At 62.5% G+C, this 24,581-nt stretch carries 25 protein-coding genes and 1 pseudogene; 16 read left to right on the top strand and 10 right to left on the bottom strand.

The window, feature by feature from the left end; genetic code table 11:
- The first annotated feature begins 15 nt into the window (after nt 1–15).
- A complete protein-coding gene (locus V1288_RS33780; RefSeq protein ID WP_334361470.1) occupies nt 16–405 on the top strand; it encodes a DUF4189 domain-containing protein in 390 nt (129 codons plus the stop codon).
- 111 nt (nt 406–516) lie between these two features.
- Here V1288_RS33780 and V1288_RS33775 read toward each other — a convergent pair whose 3' ends face one another.
- Nucleotides 517–2,409: a peroxidase family protein gene (locus V1288_RS33775; protein ID WP_334361107.1), complete on the bottom strand. Its 1,893-nt coding sequence runs from the start codon at nt 2,407–2,409 to the stop codon at nt 517–519.
- A gap of 243 nt (nt 2,410–2,652) precedes the next feature.
- Between V1288_RS33775 and V1288_RS33770 the strand changes: the two genes are divergently transcribed.
- On the top strand, nt 2,653–3,063 hold the full coding sequence (locus tag V1288_RS33770) for a DUF2000 family protein (RefSeq protein ID WP_334361106.1): 411 nt from the start codon (nt 2,653–2,655) through the stop codon (nt 3,061–3,063).
- 20 nt (nt 3,064–3,083) lie between these two features.
- Here V1288_RS33770 and V1288_RS33765 read toward each other — a convergent pair whose 3' ends face one another.
- Genes V1288_RS33765 through V1288_RS33755 form a run of 3 tightly spaced genes read right to left on the bottom strand, consistent with a single transcriptional unit; the run spans nt 3,084 to nt 5,931 of the window.
- Nucleotides 3,084–3,992, bottom strand: coding sequence for an alpha/beta fold hydrolase (locus V1288_RS33765; RefSeq protein ID WP_334361105.1), 909 nt, complete (start codon nt 3,990–3,992; stop codon nt 3,084–3,086).
- 36 nt (nt 3,993–4,028) lie between these two features.
- Nucleotides 4,029–4,922, bottom strand: a complete 894-nt coding sequence (locus V1288_RS33760; RefSeq protein WP_334361104.1) for an MBL fold metallo-hydrolase — start codon at nt 4,920–4,922, stop codon at nt 4,029–4,031.
- A 4-nt stretch (nt 4,923–4,926) separates the two neighbouring features.
- The gene (locus V1288_RS33755; RefSeq protein ID WP_334361103.1) at nt 4,927–5,931 is read right to left on the bottom strand and encodes a Bug family tripartite tricarboxylate transporter substrate binding protein; all 1,005 of its coding nucleotides are present in this window, start codon (nt 5,929–5,931) and stop codon (nt 4,927–4,929) included.
- Between the two features lie 103 nt (nt 5,932–6,034).
- Between V1288_RS33755 and V1288_RS33750 the strand changes: the two genes are divergently transcribed.
- From V1288_RS33750 to V1288_RS33740, 3 genes are all read left to right on the top strand, one after another.
- Nucleotides 6,035–6,976, top strand: a complete 942-nt coding sequence (locus tag V1288_RS33750) for a LysR family transcriptional regulator (RefSeq protein ID WP_334361102.1) — start codon at nt 6,035–6,037, stop codon at nt 6,974–6,976.
- A 159-nt stretch (nt 6,977–7,135) separates the two neighbouring features.
- The gene (locus V1288_RS33745) at nt 7,136–8,224 is read left to right on the top strand and encodes a TRAP transporter substrate-binding protein (RefSeq protein ID WP_334361101.1); all 1,089 of its coding nucleotides are present in this window, start codon (nt 7,136–7,138) and stop codon (nt 8,222–8,224) included.
- A complete protein-coding gene (locus tag V1288_RS33740; protein WP_334361484.1) occupies nt 8,225–8,365 on the top strand; it encodes a hypothetical protein in 141 nt (46 codons plus the stop codon).
- A 24-nt stretch (nt 8,366–8,389) separates the two neighbouring features.
- Here the strand turns inward: V1288_RS33740 and V1288_RS33735 are convergent, their stop codons facing one another.
- Nucleotides 8,390–8,701, bottom strand: coding sequence for a hypothetical protein (locus V1288_RS33735; RefSeq protein ID WP_334361100.1), 312 nt, complete (start codon nt 8,699–8,701; stop codon nt 8,390–8,392).
- Between the two features lie 279 nt (nt 8,702–8,980).
- Between V1288_RS33735 and V1288_RS33730 the strand changes: the two genes are divergently transcribed.
- On the top strand, nt 8,981–10,300 hold the full coding sequence (locus tag V1288_RS33730; protein WP_334361099.1) for a sulfite oxidase: 1,320 nt from the start codon (nt 8,981–8,983) through the stop codon (nt 10,298–10,300).
- A gap of 23 nt (nt 10,301–10,323) precedes the next feature.
- Nucleotides 10,324–10,650 carry a hypothetical protein gene (locus V1288_RS33725; protein WP_334361098.1) on the top strand — a complete coding sequence of 109 codons (327 nt, stop codon included), beginning with the start codon at nt 10,324–10,326 and terminating at the stop codon, nt 10,648–10,650.
- Nucleotides 10,651–10,746: 96 nt separating this feature from the next.
- On the opposite strand, the gene V1288_RS33720 is transcribed toward V1288_RS33725, so the two are convergent.
- Both V1288_RS33720 and V1288_RS33715 read right to left on the bottom strand, forming a co-directional pair.
- Complete coding sequence (locus tag V1288_RS33720) at nt 10,747–11,700, bottom strand: cyclase family protein (protein WP_334361097.1); 954 nt, start codon at nt 11,698–11,700, stop codon at nt 10,747–10,749.
- A 189-nt stretch (nt 11,701–11,889) separates the two neighbouring features.
- Nucleotides 11,890–12,261, bottom strand: coding sequence for a nuclear transport factor 2 family protein (locus V1288_RS33715; RefSeq protein ID WP_334361096.1), 372 nt, complete (start codon nt 12,259–12,261; stop codon nt 11,890–11,892).
- 1,129 nt (nt 12,262–13,390) lie between these two features.
- Here V1288_RS33715 and V1288_RS33710 point away from each other — a divergent pair.
- The 6 genes and pseudogenes from V1288_RS33710 to V1288_RS33685 all read left to right on the top strand — a co-directional run bounded on the left by V1288_RS33710 (nt 13,391) and on the right by V1288_RS33685 (nt 19,350).
- Complete coding sequence (locus V1288_RS33710; RefSeq protein WP_334361095.1) at nt 13,391–14,044, top strand: TetR/AcrR family transcriptional regulator; 654 nt, start codon at nt 13,391–13,393, stop codon at nt 14,042–14,044.
- Nucleotides 14,041–14,826 (top strand): HlyD family secretion protein, encoded by a 786-nt coding sequence (locus tag V1288_RS33705; RefSeq protein WP_334361094.1) that lies wholly within the window; start codon nt 14,041–14,043, stop codon nt 14,824–14,826. The genes V1288_RS33710 and V1288_RS33705 overlap by 4 nt, the downstream gene beginning before the upstream one ends.
- Nucleotides 14,823–15,767, top strand: coding sequence for an ABC transporter ATP-binding protein (locus V1288_RS33700; RefSeq protein WP_334361093.1), 945 nt, complete (start codon nt 14,823–14,825; stop codon nt 15,765–15,767). The genes V1288_RS33705 and V1288_RS33700 overlap by 4 nt, the downstream gene beginning before the upstream one ends.
- Nucleotides 15,764–16,931: pseudogene (locus V1288_RS33695) on the top strand (ABC transporter permease). Before V1288_RS33700 ends, V1288_RS33695 begins: the two are co-directional and overlap by 4 nt.
- A gap of 181 nt (nt 16,932–17,112) precedes the next feature.
- Nucleotides 17,113–18,423 (top strand): adenylate/guanylate cyclase domain-containing protein, encoded by a 1,311-nt coding sequence (locus V1288_RS33690; protein ID WP_334361092.1) that lies wholly within the window; start codon nt 17,113–17,115, stop codon nt 18,421–18,423.
- 12 nt (nt 18,424–18,435) lie between these two features.
- Nucleotides 18,436–19,350, top strand: a complete 915-nt coding sequence (locus V1288_RS33685) for a PhzF family phenazine biosynthesis protein (RefSeq protein WP_334361091.1) — start codon at nt 18,436–18,438, stop codon at nt 19,348–19,350.
- A 136-nt stretch (nt 19,351–19,486) separates the two neighbouring features.
- Here V1288_RS33685 and V1288_RS33680 read toward each other — a convergent pair whose 3' ends face one another.
- Nucleotides 19,487–19,951 carry a DUF488 domain-containing protein gene (locus V1288_RS33680; protein WP_334361090.1) on the bottom strand — a complete coding sequence of 155 codons (465 nt, stop codon included), beginning with the start codon at nt 19,949–19,951 and terminating at the stop codon, nt 19,487–19,489.
- A 140-nt stretch (nt 19,952–20,091) separates the two neighbouring features.
- Between V1288_RS33680 and V1288_RS33675 the strand changes: the two genes are divergently transcribed.
- On the top strand, nt 20,092–21,063 hold the full coding sequence (locus tag V1288_RS33675) for a Bug family tripartite tricarboxylate transporter substrate binding protein (protein ID WP_334361089.1): 972 nt from the start codon (nt 20,092–20,094) through the stop codon (nt 21,061–21,063).
- A 4-nt stretch (nt 21,064–21,067) separates the two neighbouring features.
- Here V1288_RS33675 and V1288_RS33670 read toward each other — a convergent pair whose 3' ends face one another.
- Complete coding sequence (locus tag V1288_RS33670) at nt 21,068–21,892, bottom strand: DUF72 domain-containing protein (protein WP_334361088.1); 825 nt, start codon at nt 21,890–21,892, stop codon at nt 21,068–21,070.
- Nucleotides 21,893–22,072: 180 nt separating this feature from the next.
- Nucleotides 22,073–22,711, bottom strand: coding sequence for a phasin family protein (locus V1288_RS33665; protein WP_334361087.1), 639 nt, complete (start codon nt 22,709–22,711; stop codon nt 22,073–22,075).
- A gap of 216 nt (nt 22,712–22,927) precedes the next feature.
- Between V1288_RS33665 and V1288_RS33660 the strand changes: the two genes are divergently transcribed.
- Nucleotides 22,928–23,128, top strand: coding sequence for a hypothetical protein (locus tag V1288_RS33660; RefSeq protein WP_247836265.1), 201 nt, complete (start codon nt 22,928–22,930; stop codon nt 23,126–23,128).
- Between the two features lie 317 nt (nt 23,129–23,445).
- Nucleotides 23,446–24,576, top strand: a complete 1,131-nt coding sequence (locus V1288_RS33655; RefSeq protein WP_334361086.1) for a glycosyltransferase family 2 protein — start codon at nt 23,446–23,448, stop codon at nt 24,574–24,576.
- The last annotated feature ends 5 nt before the right edge of the window (nt 24,577–24,581 follow it).

Raw genomic sequence — 24,581 nt, 5'->3', positions numbered from 1 at the left:
GGGGAGGGGCACTTGATCGTTTCGACCGTCGCGGCGCAACGCCGCGCGCTCTTTGTCCTTGCGCTGACGCTGATCCTGGGCGTCTCGGGCTATATCACCAGGGCTTGGGCGGCCGGCGCCTTTGCCGTCGGCAAGTGCGGCGCCTACGGCCAGGCCTATGACTATCCCGCCGAGGAAGCCGCGCGTGCCGCGGCGCTGAAACAATGCAAGGGCAACTGTACCGCGCTCACCATGAAACGCGCCTGCGCCGCGCTCGCGGTCGACATGACCAACCCTTGCGGCCCCCACGGCTACGCCGTGAAACCCAAAATTTCCAGCTCGCTCAACGCCGCGACAAAGAAGTGTTACGAATTCGGCGGCAAGGAATGCGTCATTCGCGCCTGGGCCTGCGACGCCAAGGGATAGCGCCAAGGGGCCGCGTCAAAGGATAGTGTCACGGGCATGCACCCATAAAGCCGACGACGTGAGAATGCTGCGTCGCTCACTCTAAGTTAAGCGACGCAGCACTTAGGCTTGCTACCAGTCGAAATGGTGCAATTCATTCGGCTTTACGTCCTGCAAGTCGATGGTCTCGTTGCCGACCTGCAACAATGTTCCCCCGTGATGGTCAGATGATTTCCTGACATGGTCATCGGTCCCGAATTGCAGCTTGTCTTCCTTCGGATCGAAGTCAGTGATTGTTACGGTGTTATGTCGACCCTCGATTTGATTAAGGTCGATCACGAAGGTATCGGCGCCATCACCACCTGTCATCGTCATGTGGCCGCGCGCCGCCACCAGCGTGTCATCCAGATCCCCACCGGTCAGGGTATCCTTGCCTGCTGATCCGACCACGAGCTGCGCCATGCCGTCGGCGGCCTCTTCTCCGGTCGGATCTACGCCTCCCAGGGTGCCGCTGTGCCGCTCAGTGGCGACGAAGGCATCGCTCTGCATGGCGGTGGTATCGGTGTCGCGCAGGATCAGGTCCGACAGGGTGGTGCTCTCGATCTCCCTCATGGTTTCCCTGTCGAACTTCTGGTTCTCGAAATAGTACCGATCGCCGTCGCGCAATGCGGTGAACTGATCGCCGATGATCTTGCCGAAGGTTGGTCCGATGATGGCGCCCTCGGCATGGTCCTCCGCCAATCCACCAGCCCACAAATCGACGGCATCGATAGAACCATAGGCTTTCTCGAACGCGGCTGCCGTCTCCGGATCCGAGCTGAGCTGATCGAAGCTGGTGTATGGCGCAAGCCCCAGCGCCTCCCGGGTCTGGTTCAACGTACCCAACCCGAGATCATGGCCGCGCTGGATATTGATCGCCGCCAGATCCATGCCATCAGGAGGATCGACCAGGAAATTCCGCAAGCCATCGACAATGTGGGCGTCCAGCAGGTTAGCCAGATCTCCCGACAGATGCCGAAGCAGGCCATCTGCACCCGTCGCAGCGAAAGTCGCCGTATCCTCAAAGAACGATTCCGCCAGCGTCTGCTCCGACGTGAATGCACCCAGATTGCTGATGGCGCTGATTTCGTCGGAGACGATGGAGTGCCCGAAGCGGTAGGCGGCGCCGGCAAACTCTTCGGTGATCCGCGGGTCTACCGTAGGATCGTAGCCGTGGTACGGTTTAATCGCGTCCTCGCCCAACAGATGCGGCAGGAACTCGCTGTAGGTGATGTTGACCATCTCGGCCGTGGTGATGGCTTTGGCGGTCTCGTACAGCCTGTCGCCGCTCCAGTTCGGATGCTCCTCATGCAGTCGATCGACCTGATAATTGTGCTCGCGCACAAACAGGACCTGCAAGGCCGTCAGGTCGGGGTTCTCCTGCGCCCGCACGTCGCCGGCCGCAAAGGCCGGGCCCTGAGGAGTATCGATAATGGGCAGATTATCGCCTTCCGACATCTTCATATGACCGTCGGCGGTCCGCAGGCTCGCGGCGGTGGCCGCGTCGGATCCGTATATCTGTGATCCATCCAGCCAACCCGTGACCGTATTGATGGCGGTTGCGGGGTGCCCGGGAACGCCGGTCGCAGGATCGATGGCTACCCGCGTCAATGGGATGCTGCTGCCGGGCGGCAGAAACTGATCATCATCCGGGACTGTGATCGAGATATCGGTGGTGGTGGCTGACTTTTGCAGATCCAGATCGTGATCGATGAACTGGCCCCACGCATACATCATGCCTGACAACGCAACACCGTTGTCGTCAGTCAAATGCGGGCCGTCCTCTCCGGCGTCCTCCTGCGCCACAACGATGTTGCTGATCTCGCGGGGGTTCGGCCCCGGAGTCATTTCGTTGAACCCATCGGCGAAATTCGCCGGACCCACGCGAGCAAAGTCGGTGCTGGCTTGGTTCACAGTGGGATCGGCAAGATTGTTGTTGGAGCCGTCGATGGTACGGAATTCGAGGGTACGGAAACGAAGTGCCATGGCTCACCCTCCCTGTAGAGTGTATGGCCCCAGCTCCTGCACTATTGACGACCCCGTTGACGGCCTTTGAAATGGCGCTTTCATGAATCATTGTGATTGTTGCGTGACTGTTGAGAGACAGCACGCGGGCTTTTCGGGGGCGTCCCGGGGATGAATAGATCAGCTTTCATCGCGCGACATATCTGTGCTCGACCTATTCGCTGCTGGCGACGCACGCCGGAATGACATCCTTGAGGCAATTCAATGCAATTCGACACCAAGATCGCGGTCGTGATCCGGACCGATCTCGAACCGTGGCAGAAGCTCAACGTCGCTTCCTTCCTCGCCGGCGGCATTGCGGCGGCGTTTCCCGAATGTATCGGCGAGCCCCATGGCGACGCATCCGGCACGAAATATCTCTCGCTGATCGGCCAGCCGATCCTGATCTACGGCGCCGACCGGCCAGCGCTCTCCCGCGCGCTCGAACGGGCGCTGGCACGAGGCGTTACGCCCGCGGTCTATACCGAAGACATGTTCAAGACCACGCATGACGCCGCCAACCGCGAAGTGGTAAAGGCCGTGATCCGCGCCGAACTCAAGCTGGTTGGGCTAGCAATGCGCGCCGAGCGCAAGGTGATTGACAAGATCGTCGACGGGCTGAAGTTTCACAGCTAGCCTCCGCCCTGACGCCCATTTCAATGCTTGTCCAGGAACGCAAGGACAGCCTGGTCGTAAGCCTCCGGGCTTTCCGACGGAACGGTGTGCGAACTTCCGGCAATGACGATACGCTCGCGGTTTGGCAGGCAACCCTCCAGTTGATCCATGATCAGATAAAAGAATTTTGGGCTCCGTTCCCCGCTGGACATTAGCGTCGGGACGCTGATCGCCTTGGCCATCTCGCAGGTAAAGACGGGCCGCGGAAGTTTCGTTGTCGCGTCGGCCTGAAAGGAAGCCACGTTATCCAGATTCATTTTCTTGTCGGCATCGGAACGACGCTCATAAGCGCCCGGTCCGCCGACGACATCCACGAAGAGAGGTATGGCGCGCAGCGTGTCGCCGGCCTTGGCTGCCTCCCTTGCTGCCACCTGCTTGCCGCCCCATTCCTTCAACGTGTCTGCGACACCAAGCACGCCAGTCAACAGCCCGGTGGCCGGCGGCTCATTGAGCGCGAGACTGACGAGCATGTCAGGGTACCTGGTCGCGAAGAAGAGCGCGGCGTGCGCTCCCGACGAATGCGCCACGATCCGCACCCTGGATAGACCAAGCGCGCGCACGAATGCGGCGAGATCCTCGCCATGCGTATCAGCGGCAGCATCCGGCAAACCGTCGGGGCTCACATCGTTGGGAAAATGGTTGCGGCGGCTATACGCTATGGCGCGATAACGGCCGGCGAATTTCGGCAGATGCCCGGCCCACATCCGATAGTCCTGAAGGCCGCCGTGAACGAAGATGACCGGTTCGCCCTGGCCGGCCTCCACGTAGGAAAGTTCGGTGCCGTTGGCGGAGACCCGCTTGACGTCATCGGCGACTGCCGTGGTGCCGATCGCTCCGGCAACGAACAGAGCTCCAACGGTTGCAGCACGGGCAAAATTACGATGCGTCATGCCAGCCTCCAGTCGAATGTAATTCGGTCCCGTCGTTCAGAACACGTCAAGATCATGAGCCGTAACAACTCGCCCATCATAGCGACTCCGGACCTCGTCCAATAGAGCCGTTTCCGGGTCCGCCAGCGTCATGGCGCCACCGGCGTTCGCGCGATGATAGAGCACCAGCAGGCGAGGTTTTACGCGCGCGGCAAGCGCGGCAAGTTCGCGTGACGAGGTGTGGTATTTTCGCCGGTAATGCTGCCACTTGCGCGGCACGCTTCGATACGTTTGCAGCGAATAGGCTTCGTGGATCAGAACATCGCAGCCCTCGCAATGCTTGGCGAGGCTGGGTGTCGGCGCCGTATCGCCGGAAATGACGATGATCCTGTCGGGCGTCTCGAAGCGAAAGCCGAATGCGTGTGCAAGCGCGCCGTGCCGGACCGGAAAGGCGGTGACTTGAATGTTGCTGTCTGAATAGATCACGCCGGGCACGATCTCATGCACGTTCACGCGGCAACCGGCGCGCGGCAACCGGTCGATGCCGTTGGTGCGGTTGTCGATATCGACCTTCCACGCTTCCAGCACGTGCTTTGTCATGGCCCGGAGACCGCGCGGTCCGTAAACGCTGATCGGCTCTGTGCGGCCGAGAACCCATGGCGTCAGGATCAGGTCCGGATAGCCGGCGGTATGGTCGACATGCAGGTGGGTGAGAAAGACCGTCGAGAGCGCGGCGGCGGCCGGTCCGAATGCCGTGATACCCTTGTTGTACGCGGCTGCGGCGCGGCGAATGACACCGGGCCCGAAGTCGACGAGATAGGGTTTCCCTTTCACCACAATGGCCGTCGCAGGGCCCGACCTTTCGGGATCGGGTCGCGGGGTCCCGGTTCCGAGCATGACGATCTGCGTCTGCGCCGGTCGTGCGCGCGTATGCTTTTTCTTCGCCTTCATCGCGTCACTCGATCCGGATATCGGCCGTCCTGATGACAGTCTGCCATTGTGCGCTGACGCGCTTGAGCAGAGCGTCGGTCTCTGCGCTTGTGCTCGCGATCGGCTCCAGTGCCTGCACGCGGAGACGTTCCTGCAGTTCGGCGGATTGCATGATGTCCTGGAGCTCGCGCTCGAGCATGGACCGGACGGACTCCGGAATGCCGGCAGGCGCAAGCATCAACTGGTAGAACCCAACCTCGAATCCGGAATAGCCGCTCTCCGCGACCGTCGGAACGTCAGGTGCGATCGAGGTCCGTCGAGGACTTGAGACGGCAAGCGCCTTCAGTCGACCGTCTCGCACGCTGGGAAGTACGCCGGGGGTCGCAAGGAAACCGGCCTCAATCTGTCCGCTCACGAGGCCCATGACGACTTCGGCATTGCCTTTGTAGGGCACGTGCACGGCGTCGAAACCTGCCTGCAGGCGGAAGTACTCCATCGCGAGATGACCCGGATTGCCGGGTCCGCCGCCGCTGCCATACAGCAGCGGTTTCTCTTTGCGTGTTTTAGCGTATGCGACGAATTCCGCCACCGAGTTGACCGGCACCGACGGATGCACGACCAGGCTGAGCGAAAAACTGGCCACCGTCGAAATCGGCGTGAAATCCCGCACCGGGTCGAACGGGAGCTTGGTGTAGAGCCACGGATTGACCGTGAGCGGCGTATCAAGGACGAGAAGCAGCGTGTATCCGTCCGCCGCGGCCTTTGCGACGGCATCGGTCCCGAGATTGCCGGCGCCGCCCGGCCGGTTCTCCACCACGAACGGCTGCTTCGTACTCCTCGCGAGTTTGTCTGCGAGCAGGCGTGCCGTGGCGTCGAGTGGGCCGCCGGCCGGGAAGGGGACAATGATTTTAACGACCCTGGACGGATAGGCCTGAGCGACAGCCAGGGTCGGAAGCAGGAGCCCAGCGGTCAACGCGAGGGCAGCGACAGCAAGCTTCGAAGTGCGCCGCATGGTAGCCAATCCGGTCACGTGCCCTCCTTCTAAAAAAGGTCACGGGAAGCATGCACCCCGGGGACATGACCGTCTAATGCTATTATCTTAGGTTTCCATAACCATTTTGATAGGTCAAGCCATGGAGTGGGCTGGTCGAATCGGGCGTCGCCTCAAGTTGCGCGACCTGCATCTGCTGATCACTGTCGTGCAACTGGGAAGCATGGCCAAGGCTGCGGCTGAGCTCGGGGTCTCACAACCCGCGGTGTCGAAGGGAATCGCGGACATGGAGCAGACGCTCGGCCTTCGCCTGCTCGATCGCGGACGAAACGGCATCGAGCCGACCGCCTATGGCCGCGCGCTGGTAAAACGCGGCTTGATCGTCTTCGATGAACTCAAGCAGGGCGTGGAGGAGCTTGAATTTCTCGCCGATCCATCGGTCGGAAGCCTGCGGATCGGCAGTACGGAGAGTATCGCAGCCGGAATGCTGCCGGCCATTATCGAACGCTTCTGGCGTGACTATCCCGGCGTTCACCTCGACGTGGCGCAAACCGTAATCAGCACATTGCACTATCGCGAGCTGCGCGAGCGGAGCATCGATCTTCTGATCGGCCGCATCCCGACGCCGTTCACCGATGACGATCTGGAAGCCGATGTCGTGTATGACGATGAGGTCGTTGTAGTGGCAGGGCGGCAAAGCAAATGGGCGCGTGCACGCAACGTCAAGCTCGCCGATCTCAGCGGTGAACCCTGGATTCTGCCGCCATCAGATACAATGCCCGGATCGCTCGCGGTCGAACTGTTTCGCGCCGGCGGCGCCGAGATGCCGCGCGCGCCCGTTACGACGCTCTCGATGCATTTGTGCTGCAGGCTGGTCGCAAGTGGACGGTTCGTCGCCACACTGCCGATCTCGATCCTGCGCTTTGGCGGCCATGACCAGGCCCTCCAGCGTCTGCCGATCAATTTGCCCAAACAGCCCCGCCCGGTCGGGATTGTGACCCTCAAAAATCGCACACCGAGCCCTGTCGCGAAGCTGTTTATCGCGTGCGTTCACCGGGTTCTGGCCCGGATACCGAAGGCATAGTGTCTCACCGCGCAACTTTCGCCCGAGCACGGAGTGGTCGACGGGATCGTCGACCGGCGCGGCAGCCGCAAAATATCCGCTAGGTCAAGCGTAGCGCTTTCACGCATGCCCGGAAGTTCGTTATGATGCGGGTCTGCCATCCAAGGGAGTGAGCACATCATGAAACGCCGTACGTTCCTCAAAGGCGGCGCTGTGGTCGGCGCGACGACGCTGGTTGCGGCGCCTGCGATCGCGCAAGCAGCACCTGAGATCAAGTGGCGGCTGAGTTCGAGCTTTCCAAAGTCGCTCGATACCATCTTCGGCACCGCGCAGACCTTTGCGAAATACGTAGCTGACGCCACCGACAACAAGTTTCAGATCCAGACCTTTTCGGCAGGCGAGATCGTGCCCGGCCTGCAGGCGCTCGATGCCGTGAGCAACGCGACCGTCGAGATGGCGCAGACGCCGCTCTATTTCTACATCGGCAAGGAGCCGGCGCTTACCTATGCGACGGGCGCGCCGTTCGGCATGAACCATCGCCATCAGCATTCCTGGTGGTCGTTCGGCGGCGGCGCCGAACTCTGCAACGAGGCGCTGAAACCTTTCAGGACGCACGCCATCCTGTGCGGCAACTCCGGCACGCAAATGGGCGGCTGGTTCCGCAAGGAGATCAAGACGGTCGACGATCTCAAGGGCCTCAAGTTCCGCATCGCGGGCATGGGCGGCCATGTGCTCGCCAAGCTCGGCGTCGTGCCGCAGCAGATCGCGGGCGGTGATGTATATCCAGCGCTCGAGAAGGGGACGATCGATGCGGCGGAGTTCGTCGGTCCCTATGACGACGAGAAGCTCGGCTTCTACAAGGTGGCGAAGTACTACTACTTCCCCGGCTGGTGGGAAGGCGGCGCCATGCTGCACATGATCGTAAACGAAGAGAAGTGGAATGGGCTTCCCAGGCAATACCAGGCGGTCCTCAACCAGGCCGGTTCGGCTGCCGGCGCGTGGATGATCGAAAAATATGACAGCGTCAATCCGGCCGCCCTGAAGCGGCTCGTTGCCGGCGGAGCGGAGCTGCGCGCGTTCCCGCAACCGGTCATGGAGGCCTGCTACAAGGCAACCCAGGACCATCTGAACGAGATTGCCGAGAAGAGCGCGCTGTTCAAGAAGACCAAAGAGAGCCACGACGCCTACATGAAGGAGGTGCTGTTCTACACGCAGATCGCGGAAAACTATTACGACAACTTCCTGCTCAGCAAAATGCGCAAGGGCTGAGTGCGCCCGATCGGTGCTGCCAACTGCGAGGTGACCCGCGCCGAGTTCGATTCGGTCGGGCTCGCGATGCGCGCCGAGCGCAAGGCGATCGACGAGAGCGTCGACGGGCTGAAGTTTCACAGCAGGCGCGTGGACCGATAAATTCGGACCGGCCGGCGATGAATCCTACATTCCAATAAATCCACGCAGCTTTTTGACCGTTTCGGCGGCGTCCCTGGCTTCTTCGGTTGTCAGGACGATGATCTCGCCAGTACGCTCGTGCAGGACGCTGTGATGGATTGGCGCGCCTGAAAGCCCGTCCACGTTCGACTTCACCGCGATGTCGTCGATATTGGAGAGCGGGAATTCGACGGGCTTTTTGTTCCACAGCAGCATTTTTTGCTGCAGCGTTGCCTTGCCGGAATCCTTGTCGAGCGTAAGTGTCTTTGAGCCTGCTTTCAAAACGAGCTTGCGCGGAGTTTCTTCGATACTAGCCATGGCAGGTCCCCTCGCTGGTTCCCTACATTCACATGTCAGATATCGGGTGATGCACCGATAGACGGTTGTATCGCCGAAAATTCTCGCAAGGTTTATGTGCTCTGTCGAGCGACAAATTGACGCCAATGCGTGGGGCGGCCTGTCGCACGATGGCGCCGGCGGCACGCGGGCGGACCTTGCGGCACGGGCGCAAAACGCAAATACTCCTCCCGCTGGGTTTTCCAAGGGGGAAGCCCGGCCAAGCAAGCCCGGGCAGCGGGCAACAAGGGAGCGGACGTCATGATGCGGGAAACCGGAGGCAATTCGGCTGACGGCAACAAGTTCGACACCAGCCGGCGCAGATTTTTGGGCAGTTCAGGTCTGGCGGCGATCGGGGTTGTCATGGGCGGCGTTCTGCCGCTGTCGCGCAACGGCGGCGCCATTCCGCAGGCCTACGCGCAGCCCGCTCCGGCCGCTGCGCCCCCGTCCGCCGCCGCGCCAGCTCCGGACAAGGGACCGCAATACCTGAAATATCCCGGCAAAAACGAGGGCCTCGTCGTGCTCGGCGAGCGGCCACTGGTGGCCGAGACGCCGGAAAGCCTGCTCGACGACGACACCACGCCGATCGAGAAGTTCTACATCCGCAACAACGGGCAGATCCCCGAAGAGGCGAAGGATCCCGATGCCTGGAAGATCACCATCGATGGCGAGGTCAACAACAAGGTCGAGATCACGCTCGGCGAATTGAAATCGAAATACAAGGCCGTGACGCGGCGCATGGTGCTGGAATGCGGCGGCAACGGCCGCTCGGGATTCTCGCCGCCGGCGCGCGGCAACCAGTGGACCAACGGCGGGGCAGGGTGCGCGGAGTGGACCGGCGTGCCGCTCGCTGATCTGCTCAAGAAGGCCGGCTTGAAACCCAGCGCGAAATACACCGCGCATTATGCGGCCGATCTGCATCTGTCGGGCGACCCCGGCAAGCCGAGCCTTTCGCGCGGCGTGCGGCTTGAGAAGGCGATGGACCCCAACACGATGATCGTGTGGGCGATGAACGGCAAGCCGCTGCCGAATATCCATGGCGGGCCGGTGCGCCTGATCGTGCCGGGCTGGACCGGCTCGGCCTCGCAGAAATGGCTGACGCGCATCACCATCCGCGACCGCGAGCATGACGGCCCCGGCATGACTGAGTTTTCCTATCGGCTTGCCATCAAGCCGATGGTGCCCGGCGGCAAGGCCGATCCGGCGAATTTCCGTATTCTCGAGTCGATGCCGGTGCGTTCGATCATCACTAGTCCTGCGAACGGCGCCAAGTTCGCGGCCGGCACCAAGGAATTGAAACTGCGCGGTGCCTCCTGGGCCGGCGATCTCACCGTCAAGCAGGTGGACATCTCGACCGATTTCGGCGCGAGCTGGCAGCGCACGACGCTGGAAAAGCCGAAGAACAAATATGACTGGCAGCGCTGGACCGCGACCGTCAAGCTGCCGACCGACGGCTATTTCGAAATCTGGGCGCGCGCCACCGATTCAAAAGGCGCGATGCAGCCGCATCAGGCCGGCTTCTGGAATCCACAAGGCTATGGCGGTAACGCCATGCACCGGATCGCCGTGCTGGTCGGATGATGCAGCGTCTTGCGTGGCTCGCTATGGCCGGCGCGCTCCTGATAGCGCCGGCCACTGCGCAAACGAGCTTCACGCCGCGCGATGAAAGCCCGGAGCAGTTTGCCGCGGGCGCCGGCCGCAATGAGGCCTTCTACGCCTGCACCGCCTGCCATGGCTTCCGCCTGGTGGCGCAGCAGGGCATGACGCGCGCGCAGTGGGAGGACTCCATTAACCTGATGATCCGCCGCCACAACATGCCGCCGCTCGACGACAAGGCGCGCGAGGTGGTGCTGAACTATCTCGAGGCGGCCTTTCCGCCGCGCGCGCCGGCGGCGGGAAGGGGCGGCTGGGTGAACCCGTTTGCGAAGTGAACATCCTTAAGAAGTTGCGGCCAAGTGGCACGCGTGGCGCGGTTCTTTCGGCTCGCCGGCACGGCATCGAACTTTTCGGAAATCGAAGTATCGCCGCTATCGCACGGCGATCGGCGAAACGGTGGAGCCGGTACCGCCCTCAATCTTGAGCGGCTGCATTATGAAGGCGAACTCTCCGACGCCCTTCTGCGCGAGTTCATCGAGCTTGAGGTTCTCCAGCAGGTGGATGCCGTTCACCACAAGCGCGACCTGGTGCACCGGAAGCGATAATTGCTTGTCGGGGTTGGGCGCGACCTCGACCGGCCAGTTGTCGGCGCCGAGCAGCATCGGGTCCTTTGCGGCAAGCCAGAGCGCAGCCGGCACGCCGATGCCCGGACAGGATTTCACGTAGCGGGGGTTGTCCTTGCCGTAAAGCTTGCCCCAGCCGGTATGGATGATGACAGCATCGCCGGGCTGCAGCGTCAGGTTCTGCTTCTTCAGCGCGCCCTCGAGGTCGTCCACGGTGATTTCGTAATTGTCGCCCAGCATCTCGACGCCCTTGAAGCCCGCGACGTCGATCAGGACGCCGCGCGTGAACAGCGCGCCCACATTGTGGATGCCGAACTTCCTGAAGCCAGTGCGATCGGTGTTCTCGTCGACCTTCTGGCAATTGTACCAGCTGTTGAGATGGGTCTGGTGCGCAAAGCCGTCGAACTGGGTGCCGACCTGGCCGAGCTCGGTGATGATGATCTCTTCGTTCGAGCCGCGCATGTTGGAGAATTGGTTCATGAACGTGCGCTTGGTGTGCATGTCGAAGCGCCGTGTCCCGAAGAACGCCATGCTGGGGCCGAGCACGTGCGCGAGCTCGATCACCTCGCCGGTCTTGATCAATTTTGCGGCGTTCATCACCGCCGCAGGCTTCTGGTGGTTGGCCGAACCGCGCTCGTCGGCTGCGCCCCATTTCGACGGACAGCGCTGGCTTTCAGCGGGGACGGTCCAGCTTGGTGCTTGCGCGTAGGCGGCGCCGCAAAGCGCAAGCGTGATCGCCACACCCAACGTGAATGCTTTCATCTGTGTCCTCCCAGGAGATGGTGCTCTGGAAACGGCCCCTCCTGGACAAATAATGCAAACCTTATGCAGGCGAATTCAAGTCACGATTGTGCTTCGGGTTTCTACATCTGAGCCGGGCCAATCCCGTTCATTGGCCAGCGCGCTGGGCAGCCGCCGGCTCTGCCGCCGCGTCAACCGGCCATCCCGGACTCACTCGACGAGTTTCCAATATGAATCTTTTCGAACCACTTTGCCGTTGCGGAAGCTGTAGAAGTCGCAACCCCAGACTTCCAGCTTCTTGCCATCCCGAGCAGTGCCGGTGAGGCACCATTTCGAAATGCCGGTTTGAGATTCCGAATCCACAAAATGCTCAGCGTTCCCGTAGTGGACGTCGGGCAGGCCTTCAAAGCGCGCAGCCAGCCCTTGCCGCACCGTCTGCTTGCCCTCAAACCGGGAGCCATACGGCTTATTCCCCCTTGGCATCTCCAAAACGCAATCATCGGCAAAGAAACTCATGATCCGATCCAGATCGTGCGCGTTAAACGCATCACATAGCTCTATTAGCTTGGCTCGAATATCCATCTGCGCCTCGCACGATTGCAGCACACCGCCATGTCGGCAGGCCAACGCTTCATAACCCAGTCAATCATGTCATCTGGGCGTGGACAACGCTTTCGGGCGCCGCCTCGGGCGACGTATTGACTGTGAGTACGCTCACCAGCACGGCCAACCGCGCTGGAAAAGCAGTGCGCGAACAATCTAATTTGCTGAACAGATTCAAGCTGATTTGGGTCGTCCAGCCTGCCTTGCAAAAATTTCCCGCTTCTAATTGACCCCAAATCAGTGGCTATCTCCGCGCTGTCCCGTCTCGACAAGAGGGGCGTATCGCGATCGTCACGAACGCGAGGCGGGATGTGGTGGACGCAGCAGCGTCGGCGCGCAGAGGGAGTCGCAGGGCAAGTTTATCTTGTGAGCGAAATCCGGCGCGCAGGACGTACGGCGCTGAAGCGTACGGCAAAACCGTGTGGTCCTGACACCCGTGGCTGGTGCCAAGCTGCCGGTGGCGACTTCGATCCAACCGGATCGATTGAGCCATCAAGCCGGCAGCGATGGAGGCAAGACGAATTCGTCTCCAGGGAGAGCGCGGCATAAGCCGTCAACCCATTGCGCAGGGAATGCCGGAGTGCTCCGGCTGTACCTGTATGCTCGTGTGCGCAACTCTCTACACCATTGCACACGAGACCGCGGGTGCAGCAAGCACCCGGCATTCCCTGCTCCCTCCTTGGGAGGGACAAGGTTCATGCAAACCTCGGGCACAGTGTGTCGCGAGAATGCGAAACTGTATCAACGTCATTGCGAGCCAACGGGTCGCGCGAATGCGCGCGCCCGATGACAGGCTCCGCGAAGCAATCCATTCTTTCTTTTGTGCCGCGAGGTGGATTGCTTCGCTGCACCCGCAATGACGGGGATGGGCAGCATCGTACCCCGTAAAGTGTGGGATATGACGCTCTTCGGGCGACGCGCAAATTCCTCGACACTGGCAGCGCGAACCGAGGGTTCCTGCAAGTTGGTCACGCCCATGTGAAGGAGCCGCTTTTGGGTTTAAATTGACAGTGACTGACCAGTCAGTCATATTATGGGCATGACAAATAGCACCGCCAAGAAAGCGCGGAAATCCGCCCCGAAACCCGCCAGTCGCCGGGCCGGGGAGATGGCATTGGCCGCTCCGGCGCCGCCCGAGCCCGCCTCCAAGCCCGTCTCCAACCGCGCCGAACGAGCGGCCGAGCGGCGCGGGGCCATCATCGAGGCGGCGATGGACGAGTTCATTGCGCGCGGGTTTGCGGCGACGCGGCTTGATGACGTCGCCAAGCGCGCCGGCGTCGCCAAGGGCACGATCTATCTGCACTTCAAGGACAAGGAATCGATGTTCGAGGAGCTGATCCGGACCGCCATCGTGCCGATGATCAACCGTATCTGGGGCACGCCACCTCAGCCCGGGGCGTCGGTGCGCGACATGGTGGAGGGGTTTGCCAAAACCTTCATCGAGGAGGTGGCGACCACGCGGCGCGGCGACCTCGTGCGGCTGATCGTCGCCGAAGGCCCGCGATTTCCGGAAGTTGCCGACTTCTATTACCGCGAAGTGGTGTCGCGAGGCCTCGCTGGCATGCGCGCGCTGATCGAACTCGGCATCGCGCGCGGCGAAATCCAGCACAAGAATCTGGCGCGGTTTCCGCAAATCATGGTGGCGCCCGCGCTGATCGCCGTGATCTGGCAGAGCCTCTTCAGCAGACATGCGCCACTAGACGCCCTCGAAATGTTTCGGGTGCATCTCGATCTGATTTTTGGCGAACGGAGGACGACATGACTTCGTCGCGAATGACGGCAATCCTGGCCGCGCTGGCGCTGGCCGTCGTGCTTACCGGTTGCAAGGATGGCAAGGACCCGGGCTTCCAGGGCTGGGTCGAGGCCGACATGATCTTCGTCAGCCCGGATGAAAGCGGGCGCGTGACCAAACTCAACGTGCGCGAGGGCGACGAGGTGAAGCCCGGCATGCAACTCTATACCGTCGACGACGATTTGCAGCAGGCCGATCTCAATCAGAACAAGGCGACACTCGCCAATGCGCAGCAGACCTATGACCGCGCGGCGTCGTTGAGCAAGACCGGCTCCGGTACGCAGGCCAACCTCGATTCGGCAACCTCGGCGTTGCGCGTCGCGGAAGCGCGCGTCAATACTTCCCAGACCCGGCTGGCGCGGCGGAGCGGCTTTGCACCGGTCGGCGGCACCATCCAGCAGATCTATTTTCGCGAGGGCGAAATGGTGCAGGCGCAACGCCCGGTGTTGTCGATCATGCCGCCCGGCAACATGAAGCTGCGCTTCTTCGTGCCGGAGGCGGAATTGCCAAAGCTTGCGATCGGCGACGAGGTGAAGGTGACCTGCGACAATTGCGCGGCCGACCTCACGGCAAAGATCTATTTCATCGCGACCACGGCGGAATACACCCCGCCGGTGATCTACAGCCTCGATGAGCGCAACAAGCTGGTCTATTTGATCCAGGCGCGGCCGAGCCGGCCGGACGTGCTGCGCGTCGGCCAGCCGATCAGCGTGTTCCTCAATCCTCGAACGCCGGTAGCGGACAAGCGATGAATACAGCGCCCGCATCTGCACCCGACATTGCGATCAATGTCGAGGGTCTTTCAAAATCGTTCGGCGGCCGCGAGGTCGTGCATGACCTTTCGATGCAGGTGAAGCGCGGCTCGATCTACGGCTTCCTTGGGCCCAACGGCTCCGGCAAGACCACCACCATCCGCATGCTGTGCGGCCTCCTGACGCCGGATGCCGGCGAAGGGACCTGCCTCGGCTACGACATCCGCCGCGACGCCGACAAGATCAAGCGCCAGGTCGGATACATGACGCAGCGCTTCAGCCTGTATCAGGATCTCTCGGTGCGCGAGAACCTCGAATTCGTCGCGCGGCTCTACGGCATGCGCGACGCGCGCAGCGCCGCGGCCGAGATGATCCGGCGGATCGGCCTGAGCGGCCGCGAGGAGCAGCTTGCCGGGGAGCTTTCTGGTGGCTGGAAACAGCGGCTGGCGCTCGGCGCCTGCACACTGCCCAATCCGCAATTGCTGCTGCTGGACGAGCCGACCGCCGGTGTCGACCCCAAGGCGCGACGCGATTTCTGGAACGAGATCCACGCGCTCGCCGCCGAGGGGCTGACGGTGCTGGTCTCCACCCATTACATGGACGAGGCCGAGCGCTGTCACGAGATCGCCTACATCGCCTATGGCCACCTGCTGGCGCATGGCACGGTGGACGAGGTGATCGCGAAATCGGCGCTGTCGACCTATACGGTCTCGGGCGAGGAGCTCAACGGGCTTGCGGCCGAACTCACCGGCAAGCCCGGCATCGACATGGTGGCGCCGTTCGGCACCAGCCTGCACGTCTCGGGGCGTGACAAATCGGCGCTCGAGGCGACCATCGCGCCTTACCGGGCCAACCGTGGATGGCGCTGGGAAGACAGCGAACCGTCGCTGGAAGACGTGTTTATCGATCTCATGAACCGCTCAAAGGACAATTTCCAATGAGTGCAACCGAGATGACCAACCAAGATCGCGGCGCCAGCGAGCCGGCGTTCGGCTTCTGGCGGCGCAGCTATGCGATGCTGGTCAAGGAATTCATCCAGCTCCGCCGTGACCGCGTCTCGTTCGCCATGATCGTGATGATCCCGGTCATGCAGCTATTGCTGTTCGGTTACGCCATCAACACCACGCCGCGCCATCTGCCGACGGCGGTGTTGATCCAGGAGGACAGCGACCTGGCGCGCTCGGTGCTGAAGGCGCTGGAGAATACCAGCTACTTCCGCTTCACCCGCGAAGTGCACAGCGTCGCCGAGTTCGACGATCTCTTGCAGTCCGGCAAGGTGCTGTTTGGCGTGGAGATCCCGCGCGGCTTCGAACGCGCGGTGCGGCGCGGCGACAAGCCGGCACTGCTGGTCGCGGCGGACGCGACCGATCCCGTCGCGGCCGGCTCGGCGCTCGGCTCGCTCGGCGTCGTCGTGCAGACCGCGCTCGCACACGACCTCCATATCGGCGATCCGCCCGCGATGCCTTTCGAGATCAGGGCGCATGCCCGTTACAACCCGGCCGCGGAATCGCGGCTCAATATCGTGCCGGGCCTCGTCGGCACCATCCTGACCATGACCATGCTGATCTTCACCGCGCTGTCGGTGACGCGCGAAATCGAACGCGGCACCATGGAAAGCCTGCTGTCGATGCCGATCAGGCCGGTGGAGGTGATGTTCGGCAAGATCATTCCGTACGTGATCGTCGGCTTCATCCAGGCCTCGCTGATCGTCAGCATCGGGGTCCTCTTGTTCGGTGTGCCGATCCTCGGCAGCGTGGTGCTGCTGGCGGCGCTGACGACGCTGTTCATCACCACCAACCTGTCGATCGGCTACACCTTCTCCACCATCGTGCAGAACCAGTTGCAGGCGATGCAGATGTCGATGATGTTTTTCCTGCCCAGCATTCTCCTGTCCGGATTCATGTTTCCGTTCGCGGGCATGCCGGTTTGGGCGCAATATCTCGGCGAAGGGCTGCCGCTGACCCATTACATCCGCATCGTCCGCGCCATCATGCTGAAAGGGCGCCGCGCCTTCCAACCTGCAATACGACACGATTGCACTCATTGCACTGATGCTGGTGGCAATGACGATCGCCGTGACGCGCTTCCGCCGCACGCTCGATTGAGGTTATAAATGCTGGCAGCAAGAAGGTAGCGCGGTGGGTCCATTCGTCATTGCGAGCGAAGCGAAGCAATCCATACTTTCTTTGCGGCGCGATGGATTGCTTCGCTGCGCTCGCAATGACGGAGAAGCGGAGGGGCCGTCTCGGTTTGCGCCCTTACGCGCCCGGAATGACAGGTGAGGGGATGGCTGGGTTGTGGGGCAAGGGGAAGAACGACCAAGATACCGGCGTGTCGGCTGACTTCCAGCGCGCGCTGATGCAGGAAGTGATGACGACCGAGCTGTTGCGGATCAAGGCGCTGATTGCAACCACCGCGCTGCTCGCCATCATCCTCGGGACCGTCTACTTCTTCGCATCCGAGGCGGTGAGCCGTGTCTGGCACGGCAATCTGAGGCCGGAATACTTCTATTCGATCATCGTGCCGTTCATCCTGTTCGAATTGTGGGTGCATGGCCAGATCACCCGCCACATGCGGCTGGGCCGCGACCTGCCGGTGATCAGGCGCTATCTTGGCGCGTTGATCGAGACCTCGATGCCGACGGTCGCGCTGGCGCTGCACATCAACAGCATGGGATCGGTAGCGGCGCTGGGCTTCGTGGTGCCGATGATCTATTTCATCTTCATCATCCTCTCGACCCTGCGGCTGGATTTCTGGCTCTCGACCTTCACCGGCGCGGTCGCCGCCGTTCAGTTGTTTTACATGGCGATGTTCTATCATCCGGCTATCGGCGACCAGGCCGAACCCCTCTATTATCACGCCGCGCGCAGCCTCATCATCCTGATCTGCGGCGTGCTCGCCGGCGCGGTCGGGCATCAGTTGCGGCGGCAGTTCGAGGCCAGCATCAAGGCGGCGACCGCGCGCGATCGCATCACCAACCTGTTCGGCCAGCACGTTTCGCCGCAGGTGGTGGAGCGCCTGATGGCCGAGGGCACGAAGACCGATAGCGACATCCGCCGCGTCGCCGTCATGTTCGTCGACTTCCGCAGCTTCACGGCTGGCGCGCGCACCCGCACGCCGCAGGAAGTGGTGGACCGGCTCGACGGCGCCTTCGCCGTTCTGGTCGACATTCTCGATCGCCACGGTGGCATCGTGAACAAGTTCCTGGGTGACGGATTGCTGGCGCTGTTCGGCGCGCCGCTGGAAGCGCCGGACCCGGCGCACCGGGCCGTCGCCGCGGCACGCGAAATGCTGGAAGCCAATGCGCGCATCAATGAGGGGGCGAGCTGGCCCTTGCGTATCGGCATCGGCATTCATCTCGGTGAGGTGGTCGCCGGCAATATCGGTTCGCCGCGGCGCAAGGAATACACCGTGATCGGCGACACCGTGAACTTCGCCTCGCGGCTAGAGGCGCTCAACAAGGATTTCAATTCGCAATTCCTGATCTCGGAAGCGGTTCGCGACGCGCTCGGCGAAGCGTGCGGCGATGCCGTCTCGCTCGGCGAGGTCGAGGTCAGGGGTTATGAGCGGCCGATGGCCGTGTGGCGGTTAGGGTAAGGGAGCATCGAAATGCAGCGGCGTTATATCACTGTGGACGTTTTCACCGACCGCGCCTTTGGCGGCAATCCGCTCGCCGTCGTGCTCGATGCCGGCGGGCTGTCGACCGAACAGATGCAGGCGATCGCCACCGAGTTCAATTATTCGGAGACGACCTTCGTGCTGCCGCCGGCCGATCCCGCCCACGACGCTCTGGTGCGCATCTTCACGGTGAACCGGGAGCTGCCGTTTGCGGGCCACCCAAATGTCGGCACCGCCTTCGTGCTGGCGACGCTGGCGTCAAGACCGCCGGCACGGCTGCTGTTCGAGGAGGGCGCTGGCCTCGTCCCGGTCGAGATCGTGACGGAGCAGGAAAGGGTCGTCAGCACCGAATTCACGGCGCCGCAGCCGCTGAAGCGGATGTCGCATCTTCCCGTCGAACAGGCGGCTGCCTGCCTCTCGCTGTCGGTCGGCGACGTCAAGACCGACCGTCATGCACCGCAGATCATCTCAGTCGGGCTGCCGTTCCTGGCCGTCGAAGTCGCCTCGCGCGAGGCGCTGCGGCGGGCCAGGCCCAATGCTGCAGCGTTCGCAAAAACCTTCCCGTGCGACGGCAGCGACGCCGTCTACTTCTATACGAGCGATGTGCCGGCCGGCGAAAAGCCATGCGAGCTGCAGGCGCGGATGTTTCACCCCGCCGCCAGCGGACTGTCCGAAGATCCGGCCACCGGCAGCGCGACGGCGGCCTGCGCGGCGCTGCTTGCCGATCTCGATGATATCAAAGACGGCGAACTGAAATTGAAGATCGGGCAGGGTGTCGACATGGGCCGGCCGAGCCTCTTGCTGACGCGTGTCCGCAAGCAGAATGGCGAGGTGGCATCCATCCATGTCGGCGGCGGCTGTGTGCAGATCATGGAGGGAACGTTGCGGCTTGATGGTAAAGGATGATCTCTTCGTCATTCCGGGGCGCGCCTCTTGGCGCGAACCCGGAATCCATTTCGCCATCTGCTCCGCGGAGCGATGGATTCTCTGATGCGCAATTGCGCATCAGAGCTCGCGCTCCGCGCCCCGGAATGACGGCTGGCTATACCTGCGGTGCCACCAGATTTTCGACCTTCACGCCGTCGCGGTCCTCGATGATCTCCGCGATCCATTGCCGGTGGCACTGAGTATGATCGCGCTCGTAACAGAGAATGCACACCGGACCGGACTTGTTCACCAGTGCCGACAACTCGTCGAGCTGTTCCTTGGCCTGCGCCGTCTTCAGATGCGCCGAATAAATCTTGTGCAGCAGGCCGAACTTGCCGCTGCGCGCCGCCTCGCGGCCGCTCTTCGGCGTTCCGAGGCCCTTCAGATGCAGATAGGAGATGCCACGTTCGTCGAGGCCGGCCGCGAGCTGATTCTTGGAGAATCCCGGCCGCCGCGAGGCGGCGACTGCGCGCACGTCAACCAACAGCTTGACGCCGGCGGCTTCCAGCTCGTCGAGCACCGCCTTGGCCGGCGTCTGCTCATAGCCGATGGTGAAAAGTCGTTTGGTCCTGCGGGCCATCTCGATCCAGACGGTATGTCGCTGGCGCAAAGCTACGGTAACGGCCGATCGATTGCTACATCCGCGTTGCGGCCGGAAGTGGCGTGCCGCATAGTCCTGCGAAAGAGCCGGTCGATGGCCATTCTCGCTGGGGAGACAAGATGAACCGAATTAGCCGCTCGCTGACGCGGATACTCGTGCTCGTGCTGTGCAGTATTGCCGCAGCGCACGCCCAGACCGGCTATCCCGATCGGCCGGTAAAGATCATAGTCCCGATCGGTCCCGGCGGCAGTTACGATCTGGTCGGGCGGCAGCTTGCGGATACGCTGTCGAAGCGGATGGGGCAGGCCTTCGTCGTCGAGAACAAGCCGGGCGCCGGAACCGTCGTCGGCACGCAGGCGGCGAGCCAGAGCGAGCCGGACGGCTATACGCTGGTGGTCGGCGGGCTCTCCAACATGGCGTTCAATTCGGCGCTGTATTCGAAACTGGCGTACGATCCGCGCAAGGATTTCGTGCCGGTCGCGCTGATCTACAAGTTCGGTTACGTGATGGTCGGCCGCAAGGATTTGCCGCACGCCAAGCTGCAGGACATCGTCGCCGCCGCAAAGGCCAACCCGGGCTCGATTTCGGTGGCGACCGCCGGCGTCGGCACCGGCCAGCATCTGGTGGCGGCCGCGTTCATGAAAGCCGCGGGCGTCAAATTTCAGGAGATACCCTACAAGGGTTCGCCGCCGGCCTTCACCGATCTGCTCGCCGGCCGCATCGACCTGTTTTTTGATTCGAACGCCGCCGGGCTCCCTTACGTTCAGTCGGGCCAGGCGAAGGGCATTGCGCTGCTGTCATCGAAGCGCAGCCCGCTGGCGCCCGACGTGCCGACGATGTCGGAAGCCGGCGTATCCGGCCTCGATGTCGATTCCTGGCTCGGGATATTTGCGCCCGCGAAAACCCCGCCGGATGCGATCGCAAAACTGCGCCGGGAAATCCGCGCCTCGCTGCCCGACCTCAAGGAACGTTTCGAGAAGAGCGGCGGAGAGGTGTGGGACCTGCCTGATGACAAGCTCGACGCCTTCGTCGCCTCCGAGTACGACAACTGGACAAAGCTGATCCGCGAAGCCGGCATCAAGCTGGATTAGGGAGTTATTTCACGCGTTCAATCAATTCCATTGCGCCCGCCGGCGCGCGCACCTTGCCCTCGTGGATGACGTAGGCGAACACGTCGCGCGGCGTCTTTGCAGGCTTGGCCTTGTCGACGCGCGGCAGATCGTCCGGCTCGCCGCCACTGGCCCAGGCCTGAAAGCGCTTGGCCCAGGCGTCGAGCTGCTTCGGCGGATAACAGGTCTTGAGCTCGTCATTGCCCTTCTGCAGCCGCGCATAGACGAAGTCGCTGACCACGTCGGCGATCGCCGGATATTTGCCGTGCTCGGCGAACACGACAGGCGTTTCGAACTTGCGCAGCAATGCGATGAAGTCAGGCACGCAGAAACTGTCATGCCGCACTTCGACCACGTGCCGCAGCGCGCGGCCGGCGAGTTTGCGCGGCAGCAGTTCGAGGAACTTGCCGAAATCGGCCTCGTCGAATTTTTTGGTCGGCGCGAACTGCCATAGCACGGGCCCGAGCCGGTCGCCGAGCTCGAGCACACCGGAATCGTAGAAGCGCTTTATGGAATCGCCGGCCTCCGCCAGCACTCGACGATTGGTCGCGAAGCGCGGTCCCTTCAACGAGAACACGAATCCGTCCGGCACCTCGCGCGCCCATTTGCGAAAGCTCTCCGGCTTCTGCGAGCCGTAGTAGGTGCCGTTGATCTCGATCGAGGTCAGCTTCGACGCGGCGTAGGCCAGCTCCTTCGCCTGCGCGAGCTTTTCGGGATAAAACACCCCGCGCCACGGCTCGAAGGTCCAGCCGCCGATGCCGATAAAGATGTTGCCGCTGTTTTTCGCGGTCGATTTCGAAGGCTTGCTCACGGGAGGGCTCGTCGGAAATGGGGAAGGGCACGGTGCATGTTAACCAGATCGGCCCTGATTGGCCAGTTTGCCAAGGCGCCGGCTCATAGGCGGAATCCCGCGACAACGAAACAAAAAGGCTCCGGAAAACCGGAGCCTTTTGCTTCCACCAATTTGTGCCAAACCGGTTTCGCGTTGACTTCAGGGCTTGCCGTGCGTCGCCGGCCGCTTGTCGGTCACCCCCTTGAACGGGTCGAGGGTCTGTCTGGCGAGCCGGTTGTGGAGTTCGCAGATCTTCTGCGACTCGGCGACCGAAGTTTCATAGGCCCGCTTCACGAATTCGGTCTGAACCGTCATCGCCTTGTCGAGCGAGCGAACGCCGCTGAGCTGTTCGACAAACGAACCGAACTCCTCGATCGATTTCCTTGTGTAGTCGCGATAGGCATTGGCGATGGTTTGCAGGCTTACCGGCGCAGGCTCCACCGCGGCCTCGACCGGTGCGGGCTGGATCGGCGCGGCCTCGGCGGGCGCAGCCTCGACGGGCGCAGCCTCGACGGGTGCGGGCTCAGCCGGCGAGGGCGCCGCGGTCGGCTGCGGCTCCGGCGACGCGACAACGACGGGCTCCTCGACGGCCGGCTGATCCACCTTCGGGCTCTCCGCGTGAACCGGCTCCGGTTGCGGCGGTTGATCCTGATCCGGGCTCTGCAATTCAACCGGCGCCGGGCTCTCGGTTGGGCTCACGGCCGTGCTCTCTTGGGAAGCGGCTTTTTTGCCCCGCTCTCCCTTGCCCTTGCGCCGCCCGGATTTTCCGGCCGGTTTGCCCTGATCTGTATTCGACATCTTCTTCCCCTAATCCCTGTCAACCCAAAGGTCGAGAGTCTGCCATGTTTGCGATGGAATCGCGGTTCTTGCTTGTCCGTTACGCGGCACTCGCGTGGTGAGATTTTGGAGGGCGGCGCAGGCCGCTCGATTTGTCGATGGCTGGCGCCGGGACTATTCCTCGACAAGCTTTTTCCGTGATATCAGTTCCCGGTCAGGCGTAGGGGATAATTGAGTATGAATTCGCAGTCAGTCGCCGGTCTTTTGGGGGCCATCGTCGCGTCGATCGTGATGGTGGTTGCAATTGCCTACGGGCCGATCGGCCAGTTCGGAAAGCCCGCCAAGCCGGCGAGCATCCAGCAACCCGCGCCGGCGCTTCAACCGGCTCCTGCGACGCCAGCCCCGCGCGGGCCTGTGATTCGCGAAGTGCCGAATTAGCTGCCCCTTGCGGAATGCCCCAGGCATTCCTATCTCGCATTCAACGGCGACGTTGACGCTTCAAGGCTCCGGCGCTGGAACGACCATGAATAGCTTGGCTGCGCCGGATGTACGCGCGCCCTCTGTTCGTGGTCGTTGGCATTTTCAGAGCATTTTCAAGCGAAGCAGACCCCGGATCTGATCCGGCAGCGGCCACCGATTCGCCCCGCATCGGATGGACGCCCGGTGGATTTCACCCCCGGTTTTCCCCGTCCAGCCACCGCGTTCCTGAAGCTCGCCTTGGCATGTCGGGCGGCTGCGGATATACGCTGGCGACCATGAATGACGCCATCAAACCGGGCCCCGAAACCCCGTCGCAGGCCGGTTTGCCTGAGCTTTCGGTCGTTGTGCCGACCTTCAATGAGCGCGACAACGTCACCGTGCTGTACCGGCGGCTGGAGGCCACGCTGACCGGCATTGCCTGGGAAGTGGTCTTTGTCGATGACAATTCCCCCGACGGGACCTGGGAAGTAGTGCGGGGGCTGGCGCGGAAGGATTCCCGTGTCCGCTGCATTCGCCGGATCGGGCGGCGCGGCCTGTCGGGTGCATGCATCGAGGGCATTCTGGCCTCGAGCGGCCCCTATGCAGCGGTCATCGACGCCGACCTGCAGCACGATGAAGCGCAACTGCCGAAGATGGTTGCGCTGCTGCGGAGCGGCGAGGCGGAACTCGTGGTCGGCAGCCGCTATGTCGAGGGCGGCAGCGCCGACAGTTTCAACAAGCAGCGGGCAGGCGCCAGTCAGCTTGCAACCGAGGTCGCCCGGCGCGCCCTGAAGGTCGAGGTCGCCGATCCCATGAGCGGCTTCTTCATGATCCGCCGCGACCGCTTCGAGCACCTGGCGCCGCAACTCTCCACCCAGGGCTTCAAGATCCTGCTCGACGTCATCGCGACCGCGGAGGGCAAGCTGCGCGCCATCGAAATTCCCTACACCTTCGGCTCGCGCCAGCATGGCGAGAGCAAGCTCGATTCCATGGTGGCGCTGGACTTCCTGGGCCTGGTGCTGGCCAAGCTGACCAACGACGTGGTCTCACTTCGCTTCCTGCTGTTTGCGATGGTCGGGGGCACCGGCCTCGTCGTGCACCTCACGGCGCTGTTCATCGCGCACGAAATCTTCCAGGTGCCGTTTGCGGAGGCGCAGGCCATCGGCGCGCTGGTTGCGATGACCAGCAACTTCGTCCTGAACAACTTTCTTACCTACCGCGACCAGCGGCTGAAGGGATTTGCGATCCTGCGCGGGCTGTTGCTGTTCTATCTCGTTTGCGGCGTTGGACTGCTCGCCAATGTCGGCGTCGCGTTCGCGGTCTTCGACCAGGAACCGATCTGGTGGCTCGCGGGTGCAGCCGGCGCGCTGATGGGCGTGGTCTGGAATTACGCGATGTCCGGACTGTTCGTCTGGCGCAAGCGATGACGGGA

The organism is Bradyrhizobium sp. AZCC 2176, assembly GCF_036924645.1.
Classification (GTDB): Bacteria; Pseudomonadota; Alphaproteobacteria; order Rhizobiales; family Xanthobacteraceae; genus Bradyrhizobium.
This window is presented reverse-complemented; position numbering and strand designations above follow the sequence as displayed.

Bases quoted from the DNA above. Each gene is read 5' to 3' on its own strand.
- V1288_RS33655 (WP_334361086.1), top strand. From the start codon at position 23,446: ATGAATGACGCCATCAAACCGGGCCCCGAAACCCCGTCGCAGGCCGGT.
- V1288_RS33765 (WP_334361105.1), bottom strand. From the start codon at position 3,992: ATGACGCATCGTAATTTTGCCCGTGCTGCAACCGTTGGAGCTCTGTTC.
- V1288_RS33725 (WP_334361098.1), top strand. From the start codon at position 10,324: ATGGCCGGCGCGCTCCTGATAGCGCCGGCCACTGCGCAAACGAGCTTC.
- V1288_RS33715 (WP_334361096.1), bottom strand. From the start codon at position 12,261: ATGGATATTCGAGCCAAGCTAATAGAGCTATGTGATGCGTTTAACGCG.
- V1288_RS33730 (WP_334361099.1), top strand. From the start codon at position 8,981: ATGATGCGGGAAACCGGAGGCAATTCGGCTGACGGCAACAAGTTCGAC.
- V1288_RS33680 (WP_334361090.1), bottom strand. From the start codon at position 19,951: ATGGCCCGCAGGACCAAACGACTTTTCACCATCGGCTATGAGCAGACG.
- V1288_RS33720 (WP_334361097.1), bottom strand. From the start codon at position 11,700: ATGAAAGCATTCACGTTGGGTGTGGCGATCACGCTTGCGCTTTGCGGC.
- V1288_RS33660 (WP_247836265.1), top strand. From the start codon at position 22,928: ATGAATTCGCAGTCAGTCGCCGGTCTTTTGGGGGCCATCGTCGCGTCG.
- V1288_RS33685 (WP_334361091.1), top strand. From the start codon at position 18,436: ATGCAGCGGCGTTATATCACTGTGGACGTTTTCACCGACCGCGCCTTT.
- V1288_RS33665 (WP_334361087.1), bottom strand. From the start codon at position 22,711: ATGTCGAATACAGATCAGGGCAAACCGGCCGGAAAATCCGGGCGGCGC.
- V1288_RS33775 (WP_334361107.1), bottom strand. From the start codon at position 2,409: ATGGCACTTCGTTTCCGTACCCTCGAATTCCGTACCATCGACGGCTCC.
- V1288_RS33710 (WP_334361095.1), top strand. From the start codon at position 13,391: ATGGCATTGGCCGCTCCGGCGCCGCCCGAGCCCGCCTCCAAGCCCGTC.
- V1288_RS33760 (WP_334361104.1), bottom strand. From the start codon at position 4,922: ATGAAGGCGAAGAAAAAGCATACGCGCGCACGACCGGCGCAGACGCAG.
- V1288_RS33705 (WP_334361094.1), top strand. From the start codon at position 14,041: ATGACTTCGTCGCGAATGACGGCAATCCTGGCCGCGCTGGCGCTGGCC.
- V1288_RS33690 (WP_334361092.1), top strand. From the start codon at position 17,113: ATGGCTGGGTTGTGGGGCAAGGGGAAGAACGACCAAGATACCGGCGTG.
- V1288_RS33675 (WP_334361089.1), top strand. From the start codon at position 20,092: ATGAACCGAATTAGCCGCTCGCTGACGCGGATACTCGTGCTCGTGCTG.
- V1288_RS33750 (WP_334361102.1), top strand. From the start codon at position 6,035: ATGGAGTGGGCTGGTCGAATCGGGCGTCGCCTCAAGTTGCGCGACCTG.
- V1288_RS33700 (WP_334361093.1), top strand. From the start codon at position 14,823: ATGAATACAGCGCCCGCATCTGCACCCGACATTGCGATCAATGTCGAG.
- V1288_RS33735 (WP_334361100.1), bottom strand. From the start codon at position 8,701: ATGGCTAGTATCGAAGAAACTCCGCGCAAGCTCGTTTTGAAAGCAGGC.
- V1288_RS33745 (WP_334361101.1), top strand. From the start codon at position 7,136: ATGAAACGCCGTACGTTCCTCAAAGGCGGCGCTGTGGTCGGCGCGACG.
- V1288_RS33770 (WP_334361106.1), top strand. From the start codon at position 2,653: ATGCAATTCGACACCAAGATCGCGGTCGTGATCCGGACCGATCTCGAA.